Consider the following 14,399-nt stretch of genomic DNA (forward strand, 5'->3'; position numbering starts at 1 on the left):
ATGTCAGTCATTATATACACATATCGCGATCCATATAAATTGAAAGAAAATAAAGAATTATGGAAGGAAATATCTTCATGTCCATATTTCTGTGCTGCGCAAACACTGGTAAATGGTCTGAAAGTGGTTTATGGAGCGGCTTTTCAAATAGGACGTGTTACTACCGTTAAAAACCTTACAGATGTTTTGTATGAGAAATGGAACGGAACGGCGTGTGCTGTTAAGCAGCATGCAGATATCGATAATATTATTGTTAATTCTTCGGATATTACAGGAATATCAAGAATAGAATTGGATAATGTAAAAAAATCATTTTTATTTAATAGGGATGAGGTTTTTACAAGTATACGTACAATGTTTGAATTGAAGATGGAGCCGCAAAATATTGTAGACAAATATTTAACACCAGAACAAAGATTTATAGTATCTGTTTATAAGAAAATTAGAGCATCTGAGAAGGTGAAAGATTTTTGTTTAGAGCAGGATTTTACAGAAGAGCAAATAAATAAAGCAATTATCAAAGCTATGACCACAGCAAAAGATAATTCTTCTACGAAAAATGAGATAGAAGTGGAAACACTGGATCACATTGTTATTCATGGAGTACATCAGTTTTCGCCACTGTTGTTGAGAGCTATTGAGGAGATAGCGAAATATAAAAAAGTAATTTTATTAATTAATTATCAGGAACAGTATAAAAATATATATCAGACATGGATTGATATTTATTCTGCATTTGACTGCGAGATACAAAATTTTGATGGCATTGAATATTATCCAGTAGATGTTTCGGCGGTAAGTTATGATGGAAATTTATTGGCTCATAACATAGGTAAACTTATAGGTGGACACAAGGAAGATATTTCTGTCAGAAAGCCCTACGAAATAATAGAGTTTGATAATACGACGGAATTCGCAAGTTACGTAGCTAAAGTATTTGAGGATGCAGAAAAGAAAGATCCAGAACATCCAATGAATGCAATGAAAGAACAAATTTACGCAGCAGATAGTTCTGTCAATGATATTTTGAAAGTATATTTTCCGGAACAGTTCGGAGAACGGCAATTCTTAAATTATCCATTAGGACATTTCTTTATCGCAATTGCCAATATGTGGGATTCAGAAACAAATGGCATTATTATTTCAGATATTAATGATATCAGAGAATGTTTAGGGGCTGGAATTTTAGCGGAGGCAACAACAGGAAGACTGGTGTCAACATTTGGCAAATTAGAGGCGCTGTTTGATGGATGTGCGTCAATTGATGATATGCTGTCCAGAATAAAGAAAGTGAGGAAAAATAAAAAATATGTCTCAGATGAGAAGAGGCAAGAGTATCTTGGACACATTTCTTATTATTCAGTTTCTTCGATTGAGTTAAAAGAGTTAGAAGAGGCACTTAATGAACTTGAAGAATTAGCTTCTTTCTTTTATGAAGACTTTGAAAAAAGACCAAGTAATTTTAGAAGATTTTATAAAAAACTAAAACAATATCTGCAAGAGGAAATCCTTGAAGAACGAGAATTGTCAGAAGAGTTTACTGATATAATCAGCAGGGTGTTATCTAGATTGGATGAGGTGGAAAATATTGATGCTTCCGCATCTTTTGAATGTCTTAAATCTACTATGTCATTGTACTTGGTTCAGGAAAGCAAACCAGGGAAAAGTGCCAATTGGATTGTTCGTAATTTTGAGCAGATTGATGGTGATGTGCTAAGAACTTATAAGGAAAGGGATAACAGCATATTGCATTTTGCTTGTCTAACGGATGAAGATATTAATTCTGTTAAGCAGAGAGAATTCACTTGGCCGTTAAATGGAGATTTCTTTGAAGTAGCACAAAATCCAGTTGACTGGAAATATCAGGTATACGTTAAAGCTAGAAAAGAGTATAAGAATTTTAAAAGATATGCTCTGATTTATGGACTAGAATTTAACAGGGGAAATTACAAACTGAGTTTCGTAAAGAGGGATGGAGATCAGGAAAGAGAACCATATTATTTGTTGAAAATTCTCGGGGTAAAAAAAGAGCGGAATATAGATAGAAGAATAAATCATAAGATGGAGCCACTTTCAGGCATACAGATTAAAAATGGTATTTCTGGAAAATATCAGAATTGTGATTATTATAGATTTAAGATATGTAAAAAAAGATTTTTATTAGAAAGCCTTGTAGAAGGGAATACAATATATAAAGATAATTTTTTACTTGCAAAGTATCTGGAAGTTTGGATAGAAAATGAAACAAAAGAGAGCCTGCAAGGACTTCCACATAGTGAAATTCTTCTTTTGGATAAACTGAATGAGTTGTATGATGAGCTAAAAAAGTATTTCCCATTTGCGGTTAATATAAATAGAATTGATATCATTAATAATGTGAAAAATCGATTGAACAATGGAAAAGCTTTTCTTGTTTTATCAGAAGATGATCTGAAATTTATGATGATACGTGAATTGTTTATATGTAAGCAATTGAAAGATCCAAAGAAATTTAATCAAGACGTATTAAAAGATATGTTTCCAGATGTAAATCAGCAGAAAATAGAAGAAGAGTTGTCAGAAGAAAAATTAAAGAAACTTGGATTTGGTGGCAGTACCAATCTCTGGTGTAAATACTGCACAAATAGAGAAATATGTGTTGATTATTATGCATGCATAGAATAACGATAGGGGGAGGCCGATTATGTTAAAAACAAAGATGTATGTTAGATGTCCAGCGGATCAAGAGAGCATGTATGAACCACGAATTTTTGTATGCGGACAAATAATTAATATTGATGAGTTTAAACGGACTGTATCGGTCAAAGTTCATGATCCATTTGGGCATCTTCTATTTTTTGAAGATTTACCGAAGGGTGTTATAGAATTGCCATTAGGAAGTGTAGATAGATGCAGTTTTTTTATCGGATCGATAGTTGTGTATAAGGGATCCAGCTATAAAGTATTATCATGTCAAAAATGCAAAGATGATTATTATAAGTACTATATTCAAAACTTTGATGACACGAGTGTTGTTAAGGTGCCAGAGGCTGACGTTATAGCTGCTTTTAATAACGGTCAGGTAGATCCTTGCGTCCAGTTGAAAAATTATGAGTTCCAAAATCCAGCATGGTATCTTGGAAGGGCTGTTGTGGCAAAAAGTATGGATATTCTTGAAAATTCTATTTATGGTTTTAAAGAATTGGCTGGATCAAAAATATATTTAATGCCACATCAGGTTAATACGATTATGAGATGCCTGCAGGAGTCACCATGTCGATATATGCTAGCTGACGAAGTAGGCATGGGAAAAACAATTGAGGCTATATCAGTATACAAGATATATACTATGAATCAGAGTAATAAGAAGGCATTGATTGTGGTTCCTCAAGTATTAAAAGAACAATGGATTTCAGAACTGTTATTGAAATTCAATATACCTAATGGAATGGGGAAAAATAATAATTCTGTAACAGTAAAAACATTACAGGAACTTAGTGAAAAGGATTTGTTTACTGATTGGGATTTTGTAATTGTTGATGAAGTGCATAAATATTTGTTTTCACAGAGTGAATATGAAAAGCTTCATAAAATAAGTACACTAGCAAAAAATATACTTTTATTAAGTGCTACACCGGTTCAGCAGAAAAAAGAAGAATATTTGGATTTATTAAGGCTCCTTTTACCGCAAAAATACAATTCCTTTAGTGTGGAAAAATTTGGAAAACTTATTGCTAAACAGAGTAAAATAATTCAAAAAACTGCTTTGATTTTAGATGATCTTGGAGATTTTGAAGAAGAAATAAACAGCCTTGCTGAAAGTGCACATGATTCTGAAGAATGTGAAGAATTGTTTGAGGAAATACATGAGGATTTAGAAGAGATATGTGATGAATTAGATGATGATAAATTGAATGAGTTATTGCAACAAATTAAGTATGAAAATGATGATTTAGGTGTTTATACAATAAAAGTTATTATTTCATATATATGTAGCAATTATCAGATTGAAAGTAATATCATCCGAAATAGAAGGAAAATCTTAGAGTCAACAGATGAAGATGTTCAACTGATGGCTAGCAGAGATTTGATTGAATTAACATATTTGACAGATAACGAAGGGAACCCGTATGAACAATTGTCATATAATGTTTTTGCTCATTGGATTATTAAAGGATTGGAGAGTGGCATACTAGATGTAGAACTAGATATAAAACCACTTTTATCCAGATTTTTTAGTTCACCTTGGGCTTTTTACAAGCAGGCTAAATCAAGCAAGATGGACGGGAGTATTTTAGATAATATTAGAAAATGGCTAGAATCAGAACAGTTCAATGTTGACCACATCAATGATATTTTGGATGATCCGGATAAATATGCAGATAGCTATGCTTCAAGATTGGTTATAGTAATAAATGCATTGTATGATGATTTTTATGATCAAAAAATTGTGTTGTTTACAAATTATGCAGAAACATTTGATGTATATCGGAAAGCGCTGACAAAAGTTTTTCCAGAGGAAGAAGTAAGTTTCTTTGGGGCTAGTATGTCGACAGAAGAAATCGAGTTGAATGCATATCGCTTTCAAACTCAAGATGAATGTAGAATAATGTTATGTGACAGTACAGGTGGCGAGGGACGTAATTTTCAATGTGCAGATTACATTGTTCATATTGATCTTCCGTGGGATGCAAGCGCGATTGAACAACGTATAGGACGATTAGATCGACTGGAAAGAGATATGTCGAGACCGGTTGTATACTCTGTTGTTGTTCATACCAAGGATACTTTTGAAGAAGCGTTATTTAGTTTTTTCAAGGATGGTTTGAAGATATTTAATCATTCATTGAGTGGAATGGAAATTATCATGAAAGAAATAAATGATGAAATAATATCCGCAATTAATGATGATTTCAAATATGGATTATTCGATAGAATACCTAAAATAGTAGAACTTGCAACTACAATGCGGGATGCGATAAGAAAAGAGCAAAACTTTGATGCTGCGGGATTTATATATCGCCCTATGTATGCAGAATTAAGAAAGTTAATAGAATATTATTCACAAAATGAGAATGTATTGTTTGCTTCGACCATGTCTAATTGGGCAAGCTTGGCTGGATTTCGAGGAAGTGAAAAAAAGAATGGGGAGATTACGTATTCTGCAACTTCGTTTTCTGCTAAAGCTGCCATTAATTCACAATTGATACCACCACGTTGGGATGAGTACCTGAATACTGCACAGAATCAATTTCTGATGAATGTTCAGAATGCTTATGATAAAAGCATGGCAAGAAAAACACAAGACAGAGCAATACGCGGAACATTCTCAAGAAAACTTGCGATTGAAAATGATTATTTGCATTTTTTTGCACCTGGCGATGAGGTGTTTGACTGTATTGTTGATAATGCAATTAATTCATGCAAAGGGTGCTCAAGTGCGTTCGCAACGTTTTGTAGGATTAACTGGATTGGTTTGATATTTACCTGGTCGATTGCACCGGACACTTCGTATTTGCTTGATAATGGAGTTTCGATATATGCAATGAGTCCTTATCGTAATTATTTATTCTCAGAACAGGTTATAATTCCTGTTTCAATTAGTAATGTGGACGAACTAGATGATGAGACTATTATTAGAGAATATACAGAAATTATTAATCGTGGATTTAACGCCAAGTCGAATCTAGTACATTTGGGAAAGAGAAGTCATGAGGCTAGATTTTTAAAAGATACAATCAAAGGCCGTAATATAGATTGGTTTAAAGAAAAATTTGGTGGAGAAAATTGGGAAGATTATGTTCTAAGTGCTCGTAAATATTCTCACGAAAAAGCATTAGAGATATTAAAGAAAAGATCAAATATCCGAGGTGCTAGAGAAGAAATGGAAAGAACGTTGTCTGCACGTGTCGCAAATAGCGAATTTTATGGATTAAATGACGAAGGCATTGAGCAATTAAAACAGACGCAAAAAATAGTATTAGATGCAATAAAGCATCCAAAAATCCATTTGGAATCTGTTTCTTTTATAATGATGATTGGGGAGCGTAATGAATAAAGAGTTAATCATAAGTGAAACGGAGCAGTTTATAAATGACGAAATTTTTTATATTCAAATAGAGTACGGAGAGAAAGAAACGGCCAATGAACGGTTTTACTTGAATACCGCAAAAAGGTTGACTAAGGCGTATTCGTTATATAAGAAAAATAATATTTTCAAGAATGATTACATATTAGCCTTAAGAGATTTTCTTATTACTTTTGATGTATCAGTAAGAATAAATCAGAATGAATTCCTAAAAAACAACAAATTTGGAATATCATTCGATGATGTAGAACGTAAATATTTCGCATCATACCAACTATCTTTTGATGTTAATGAGAAGTTCGTCAAAGAGGCTTTTTTAAGAGAAATTCAGAATAAGAAATCAGGCAATGATAATGATAATTTGACTACCGATCCAATGATTTTAAATCTGACAGGGTATTCAAAATTTAAGTCTTTAGGTCAGAAATTAGCAGTATATGGTGCGTTAAATACACCAGAAGGATTTACAACACTGGTATCTTTACCTACTGGTGGAGGTAAGAGTCTTATTACACAGACTATTGCCTTTCAAAAAGAAGGATTAACAATAGTTATTGTACCTACTGTATCTTTAGCGATTGATCAAGAACGAGTAACAAAAGAAATAATAAAAAGAGATAATAAGGATGGAGAAATCTTTTCGTACTCAAGTGGAGTTGATGCAGAACCTATATTATCTGCAATTAAAAAAAAGAATGCTAGAATGCTTTTCATTTCACCAGAAGCTCTTCTGGAAAATCCAGCATTTGCAAAGGTGATTAGGGAGGCAAACAAAGACAGGTACTTAAAAAATATTGTGATAGATGAAGCCCACATTGTTGTTGATTGGGGGGCAGCATTCAGAGTGGACTATCAGTGTCTAGAGGCCTGGCGAAATATGCTATTAATGACAAATCCATCTCTGCGAACAATACTCTTATCAGCTACTTTCGAGGATAAATGTGTAGAAATACTAAAAAACTTTTTTGAAGTATCCGGAAGATGGATTGAAATCAGATGTGATGCACTTAGACACGAACCGAGATACAGTGTTGTTCGATTGCGAAATAACAGTGAAAAACAAAAATGTTTAATTGAGATGGTAAGAAAATTACCACATCCTATGATTATTTATGTGGCTAGACCTTTGGATGCAGATAATATTAAGAAGTCTCTGGCGAATGTTGGAATCAATAATGTGAGAACATTTACTGGATTGACCGGGAAATCACAGAGAAAAAAATTGATAGATGAATGGGTAGATAACGAATATGAGATTATTATTGCCACTTCAGCATTTGGGGTAGGTGTGGATAAGAGTGACGTTAGGACGGTTATTCATACATATATTCCACAAAATGCAAACACTTATTATCAGGAATTAGGGCGAGGGGGGCGAGACTGCTTGCCGTGCTTAAGTGTAATGTGCTTACAACCAGAAGATACAACAATCGGTAGGGATCGTATTATCAAAAAAGTATTGACATCTGAAAAGATAATCGGTCGATGGGATAGTTTATATAATAATCGAAAGTCTGTTCGATTATCGGACAATAGGGTTTTTATAGATACATCCATAAAACCCAATTATGCAGAGGTGGATGAATTTGATGATTCTCCGACAAGTGATGCTGATATGAACTGGAATGTGTACGTACTTCTCTTTTTGCGTAGATATAATATGATTCAGATTCTTGAAGTCAAGATTGATCATGGCCGTTATATGATTTTGATTAAAATTGAAGATGATCGACTTCGAATAGTGGATGATGAACTTGTTGAATATATTAAAAAGATACGTGAACAAGAGTGGAACTATTACAGTAGATCTTATAATGCAATATCAAATGCTGTACGGGAAAATTGCAAGGAATGTATATCTGAATTGTTTACGGATACTTATTCCAAAGTATTTGAATACTGTGCGGGATGTAATGCACATAGTGAAGTAATTGTAGGTGATATGCCTAAATTTCCACTTAAAAATCGAGTATCTGAACCATTAAAAACTTTATCAGATGAACAGATGGCTCTATTTGGAACAGCTAATGAATTGATTGTCGTTGCCGATGAAAGCGATCAGAAAAATCTGATAAGCAAGTTGGTAGAGAAAGGCGTATCATTGATTATTGTTCCGGATCACTTTAACGGAGAGAATATATTGCTGAAAATAAAGCCGAACAGAAACATGATGATTTTCAGTTTGGATGAAGCGTATCAGTTAATTAAGATGAGAGGATTCTATTTCATTTCTGGGTTGATTGCAGTAATCTATCCTAAAGAAGAAAATGAAATAGGGGAACAATATGTGATTGTTAAGAATAACTTATGTGGAAGAGCTTCAACTAAGATTGTTCATATAGTTGAGAAAGATGTGTATATTGTTCAAGCGGGAAAGACACTTGTTGAACTTGTGGATGGACCAAGCTTGCAACCTAACATAGTCTACACATAGAAAGGAACGATAATGTTTAAAGAAAAAATGGTTACAACTGCAATTCCGGAAAGAGTATTTGCGTTGTGCAAAATCGTTGAAAAAGGATCCATATATTCAAGTGAATTGAAAAACAAAATGGAACCAGAATTTTTAGGGAACGGGTCGGTATATTTTAATGATTATAAAAATGCAGCTGAAGAATTAGGTCTCGTTACAATATCGGATGATCTTATTTCTCTGGCAGTTGATCCAAAGATCGTAAAAAATATAGAATCAATGAGGATGTATATAAACTCTCATTTGGAGTTGTATGATACAGGACAATTCTATTTGGTTACAAATGCGTATTTCGATAAGGGAAATGACATTTTCAAGGAGGATAAGAACATTGCAAATTTAGGTCCGATGTTTAGCGAAATGACTGGTGTGCCGGTAGATGCGGTAGCTATGAGAGCATGGAGATTTTGGGCGTCATTTTTAGGCTTTGGATATTTACAAGAAATGTTCGTAATTCCAAACGCCAATGTTTTTTTGGAAGATGTGATCAGTTCCACGAATCTAGAAAAGAAAAGAATGTATTCGGTAAGTGAATTTGTAGATGCAATTACGCCTATGGCAAATATTGTTATGTCAGACATTGCAGCTAAAAAATTCAACTATGGAGTATCAAATGGTCTAAGAACATTACAGGATGCGGGGAAAATAAAGATGGAACACATTCATGATCAAGAAGACATGTGGACATTGTATCCTTTGAAAGCTTATTCGAATGATTCGACGATTACACATATTACCATTATGTAAAGAGAGGTTGATTTATGAATTCTAAAATAGCAAAAGAGAGAATATCATATGTAGCTAGACCGGACTCTATTACTACATCTGAAGGAGATTTCCTGGCAACCCACGTAGCGATAAAAAAATTAAAAGTTTTAGAAAAATTTGATATCGCTCCAACAGGTGGAAAGTCTTTTTCGGAAGAGGATATTTTTAAAAAGTATATCCTTAATCCGGAAGATAGACATCAATTTATAGCTATATACGGACAAAGTGGTACAGGAAAATCTCATTTGATCAGATGGTTTGCAGCACGTTATGAACAGAGTAAACCTAAAGATGAAGTAGTACTGTTTATTAGGCGTAGTGATAATACTTTAAAGGGAACAATCCGGCAATTACTGGAAAAACCGGAAGTGCAAGGAATCAGTAATAAGGAAATATACGAGCGCTTGGTGAAAGCATCGATTTCCGTTGAAGAAAATAAGTTAAAAGACTTGATCTATCACAATTTTATCATTGAAGTCGACCATGATTTGGATGACCATGATATTCTATTGGGGAATGTGATGAAAAGAAAGGTAGTGGCTTTTCTTAATAACGAAATTGTGCATGATTTTCTATTAAGAAAAAATGGTCCAATCGAAAGAATGTATTCTAAGATAGCAGAGCATTCAACGGTTGATAGAGATACAATTGCGCAATTTGAAAAAGAAGACTTTTTAGTTTCCCAAGATTTATATGAGAGCATTCAGCGTGCTGGTGGTGATCGAAAAGCGGAAAGATTGGCGTTAGAACTTTTATCTGATGAAAAAGGAGCAACTACAGCGAAGAGGATTGCAGATTATTTGAACCAGTTTAGAAATGATGTCATTCAAAGATGTGCGGGCATTGAGCCGGGAGATTTTAAACAAATATTTTTAGATATTCGAAAGGAACTCTTCAGATTAGATAAGAAGTTAACTCTTTTTATTGAGGATGTAACTTCTTTTACTGGAGTAGATACTGCATTGCTTGATGCATTAATTGAAGAACATACAGGTAAAAGAGATGGAGAGAGTCTTTGTAGAATTTCATCTGTTGTAGGTACTACAAATAACTATTTACAACATAATTTTAAGGATAATCATAAGGATAGAATTACAAAATATGTTTATATTCCGAGTGATGTTCTTGATGAAGATGGACTGTATGAATTTGTTGCTAGATACGTGAATACAATGTCCCTTAATGAAGATATTATATCTGATTGGGTAAATGGTCATGCTAATCCAGAGGATTATCCTATTCATGATGTTGTTGAAGGAAAAAATTGGGAATATATCAATGTTGGACATGGGAAAAAGATAAATATTTATCCGTTTACTAAGAACAGTATTCTGTATTTTTATAATAATGTGTTAGAAAAAGGACATCAGACACCAAGATATATTATCCGTGATATTATTGAACCGGTTGTTCGTGATGCTATTTTTAATAAAGAAAATTTTCCGAGCATAGATGTTAAGATTGTAAATGTGAATACTACGCTAAGTTTTAGAATTCATTCGCAATTAGACGACCAGGATGCAGCGGATAGATTACTTAAGTTTATGAGCGTATGGGGAAATGGAAGCCCGGATCAATACGAAGAAAACGGAAAAATATATATTTCAGCAATTAGCAAAGATATGTATGATGATTTTAGTTTTCCAGTTTTGCAGATGGATAAGGTTGAAGCACCAAAAACTTCACCTCAAAAGAAAGCCTCAAACAATGCTATAACACCCAAAGTTACATCTGAAGTTAGTATTGATGCAAGTGAAATTGTCGTTTCTGCAGCAAAGATTAAAAAGGTCAATGATGCTAATACGCTACTTACAAAATGGACGAATGAAAAGAAAATTGATATTTCTGCTACGGTAGGAGCAGCGGGAACGGTGCATTCGGCAATATATGATGAGATTCCAGACTATCTGTTTACTGCAATTAACTGGCAGGTAGAAGGAATAACGATGGATAATGCAAGAAAAGTTAAAGATTCTGCAGTGCTTTTGGTAGCGCTTGAAGGTCAAACTAAAAAGGAAGGGCTCTATGTTTTGCCTGCCAATTGGAATAGTATAAATATTATTCTTGCTTTTATTCGTTGGAAAGAATATGGAAATAAAAGTTGGAATTATCCGGACGCAGATTTTGATGCATATTTGATTACGACATGGACAGAATCTATTAAGAAAACGTTGGTAACAAAGGTATCAGAGTACAAAAGCGGAATTGAAACAAAATATATTGAGGCGGCTGTGGCAGCGGAAATATATCGGACTATCCTTGCAGGTGAATTTAGAGAAAAAAGTTTAAAAAATTTTAATTTGCAGACCTTACTTGCAAGCAAGCCCAATAAAGCAACATCAAATTCACATTGCAGTGAATGGAAATCTTTAGTTAGTGTAATGTCTCAAAAGAGTGCAGATGTAAATAATCAACAGACAGTGAGAAGATATTTTAACATAGGGCAGGGTGGCGCAAGTACGAATGTCGTTCTGGATGCAATTGCTCTTTCAAAAGTTTTTGGAAAGGTTAAGAAAAGCCGGCTTATCATTGAGCCTGAAGAAAAACAAAACGACGATAGGATTAAACAACGTAGAGATGCATATACCTTCTTAAATGATATAGAGGAACGTATTGAAAGTGTTGCTAAATCTGAATTGGAAAATGGAAAAGCTAAGCTTCAGAGAATATATGATGCATTTGGAGACAATGAGATAGGAGAAGATGAATTAACAGAATTTATTTCTAGAGTAAAAAAATTTTATGAGGAAGCCAATAAAGCGCAGGTTAATGTGAAAGAGATTTCGCTAGATGGAATTAAGAAGGTGTCAATTCTTGAAAAAGCTATTTCGGATATTGCTGCGGTGCTAGATGAAGATGATCCGTTAACCATTATAATGGCATTTTCTGGGGATCCTGTTACAACTATAAATCGGTTAATCAATGTTATAGATGCCCTTGAAACCGAGATAGCGAAAGCGAAAACAATCATTGCAAATAAAAAAGCCGCATTAGGACCGGATGGTGAAGATTCTGCTGATAATAATAGATATTCTGCAGAACTGGTAAGTATTAATCAAAGTAGACAAAAGATTGAAGGGATGGTGAAGGTATGATCTTTGATGATTTAGTTACAACGACAAAAGCTATGCAGGATCTTCAGAAAAAAACTGCAATAAAAAATAATAAAGCCATGCAGGATAATGCGGACACTAAGTATCGTTTATTACTTACCCAGGCAAATCATTTTGTAGATGTAATGGTGTATTTATATACTGATCTTAGCGTGCCAAAGAATCATGAAATTTTGATGTCAATATCTGAGCTAATGAATGTTTTAGAACAAATTGTTGCCTCTGGTTTGGCTTCACCGGACGGTATTATAAATGCAGATAATACATTTAAGACCCTTCAAAGTAGTATGAAAAAAGAATGGTCGAAGCAATATGCGGATTTGACAAGTGCTACAGTCAGTACTTTGGAGGCTATCAGAGGGATAGATCCGGATAATGTTGGAAGATGTTTGCAAAAAATTCAACCTGCAGAGAATTGGGACTTGGATGTAGAAAGATATAAAACAATGCATAATGGTCTAAATGAGGCTGATTATCTAATAATGGAGTTGGGATTAGATGACGAAATAATAGCATTTCTACAGAATACAAATTCTGGTAGGGCAACATTACAAGACTTAAATGACAAAGTATTAGCTTGGATTCGGGATGAACAGTTAGAAAGAAAAATAAGAATATCATTTGTGAAAGCAAAGTAAAAACCAGAGATTTCGCTTTTAGAAAATAATATTCCCGTTTTGCCGAGAGCGCATCCAGCAGAATGGGGAATTCCCTTATTGAAAGAAAAATTACTGTTTTTTCTGGATAAACAACCAAAAAGGACACCTTTTATTGTATAATTATGTTACCACAACATAAAAACGAAAGAAGGTGTCCTTAATGAAAAATTAGCATTGAAGAAACTGCTAACTTATATGAAAAGTGTATACAAAATTCCGCAAAAAATCAAGGGGTTATCGGATGAAAGAAAGAGAAAATCTATTCCGTTGTTTAACCTTGTTATGCCTGTATTGATTTTTCTGATACTGCAGTACGAAAGCTTTCATACTGTCTTTTCAGCGCCCGAAAGTATGGGTAGACGGCTGAAAAACTGTATCCGTGGAAAAATCCCAAAAGTCGATGCGGTCAGAGATCTTCTTTCACGAATAGATCCAAAAGAAATCGAGGAAATTCATGCTCAAACGGTTGATATTATAAAACGTAACCGTGTATTTCGGGAAGGAACCATAGGCGGCTATGTAGTAGCAGGCATAGATGGTGTGGAATTGTTCAGCAGTACAAAAAAATCCTGTCCAGAATGCCTGAGCAGGAAGAATGGGGCTGGTAAAACAGAATACTTTCATCGGAGTGTGGTATGTATGACAGTAGGAAAACCACCCTATGTAATCTTTGGACAGGAAATGCTGAAACCGGTGGATGGATCTGGAAAAGATGAAGGGGAACTGACAGGTGCAAAGAGACTTATTCGGCGTTTAAAGAAAAGGCATGGTCATTTTGCGGATGTAATTGTGGCAGATGCGCTGTACTTGAATGCGCCGTTTATCAATGCTTTGAAGGAATGCGGTATGGAAACCGTGATCCGGCTTAAAGATGAAAGAAGGCTTTTGTTTCAGGATGCGGAAAGTATGTTCCAGAGGGATGAGGGGAGAAAAAAGAGTTTTAACATAGGAAAAAAGAGGGTTGAAGTCTGGGATCTTTCCGGATTTGAGATAGCTGGCAGCCCGCATAAACTCCGTGTGGTCCGATATCGCGAAAAATGGGAAGAAAAAGGAAAGGAAAGCGAATGCTGGATGTGGCTTGTGACTACGCTGGAACATGCGGACTACCGAATCTTGTGGGAGATGATGAAGCGCAGATGGGATATTGAAGAGAATGGATTTCATCAGTTAAAAACGTATTATCACGCGAAGCACTGTTATTGTCACACAGCGACAGAAGTTATATTTAACCTGATGATCATAGGTTTCAACATGAGAGAACTGTATGTGTATCGACGGGTCCAAACGTTTGAAGGAAGCGGAATCAGCCGAAAGAGTGT

At 34.5% G+C, this 14,399-nt stretch carries 7 protein-coding genes; all 7 read left to right on the plus strand.

Annotation, left to right across the window (positions count from 1 at the left end):
* Positions 1 to 2,664, plus strand: coding sequence for a hypothetical protein (locus PGS38_RS16205; RefSeq protein WP_118594474.1), 2,664 nt, complete (start codon positions 1 to 3; stop codon positions 2,662 to 2,664).
* Between the two features lie 19 nt (positions 2,665 to 2,683).
* On the plus strand, positions 2,684 to 6,037 hold the full coding sequence (locus tag PGS38_RS16210; RefSeq protein ID WP_118594473.1) for an SNF2-related protein: 3,354 nt from the start codon (positions 2,684 to 2,686) through the stop codon (positions 6,035 to 6,037).
* A complete protein-coding gene (locus PGS38_RS16215) occupies positions 6,030 to 8,501 on the plus strand; it encodes a DEAD/DEAH box helicase (RefSeq protein ID WP_118594472.1) in 2,472 nt (823 codons plus the stop codon). Before PGS38_RS16210 ends, PGS38_RS16215 begins: the two co-directional genes overlap by 8 nt.
* Positions 8,502 to 8,513: 12 nt before the next feature.
* Positions 8,514 to 9,287, plus strand: a complete 774-nt coding sequence (locus tag PGS38_RS16220; protein WP_118594471.1) for a hypothetical protein — start codon at positions 8,514 to 8,516, stop codon at positions 9,285 to 9,287.
* Positions 9,288 to 9,301: 14 nt separating this feature from the next.
* A complete protein-coding gene (locus tag PGS38_RS16225; RefSeq protein WP_118594470.1) occupies positions 9,302 to 12,403 on the plus strand; it encodes an AAA family ATPase in 3,102 nt (1,033 codons plus the stop codon).
* The gene (locus PGS38_RS16230; RefSeq protein ID WP_118594469.1) at positions 12,400 to 13,059 is read left to right on the plus strand and encodes a hypothetical protein; all 660 of its coding nucleotides are present in this window, start codon (positions 12,400 to 12,402) and stop codon (positions 13,057 to 13,059) included. The genes PGS38_RS16225 and PGS38_RS16230 overlap by 4 nt, the downstream gene beginning before the upstream one ends.
* A 660-nt stretch (positions 13,060 to 13,719) precedes the next feature.
* Positions 13,720 to 14,399, plus strand: a 680-nt coding sequence (locus PGS38_RS16235; RefSeq protein ID WP_270476431.1) for a transposase, incomplete at its 3' end; no start/stop codon positions are given.

The sequence above is a fragment of the Fusicatenibacter saccharivorans genome (assembly GCF_027667425.1).
GTDB lineage: Bacteria > Bacillota > Clostridia > Lachnospirales > Lachnospiraceae > Fusicatenibacter > Fusicatenibacter saccharivorans.

Bases quoted from the DNA above. Each gene is read 5' to 3' on its own strand.
- PGS38_RS16230 (WP_118594469.1), top strand. From the start codon at position 12,400: ATGATCTTTGATGATTTAGTTACAACGACAAAAGCTATGCAGGATCTT.
- PGS38_RS16225 (WP_118594470.1), top strand. From the start codon at position 9,302: ATGAATTCTAAAATAGCAAAAGAGAGAATATCATATGTAGCTAGACCG.
- PGS38_RS16220 (WP_118594471.1), top strand. From the start codon at position 8,514: ATGTTTAAAGAAAAAATGGTTACAACTGCAATTCCGGAAAGAGTATTT.
- PGS38_RS16205 (WP_118594474.1), top strand. From the start codon at position 1: ATGTCAGTCATTATATACACATATCGCGATCCATATAAATTGAAAGAA.
- PGS38_RS16210 (WP_118594473.1), top strand. From the start codon at position 2,684: ATGTTAAAAACAAAGATGTATGTTAGATGTCCAGCGGATCAAGAGAGC.
- PGS38_RS16215 (WP_118594472.1), top strand. From the start codon at position 6,030: ATGAATAAAGAGTTAATCATAAGTGAAACGGAGCAGTTTATAAATGAC.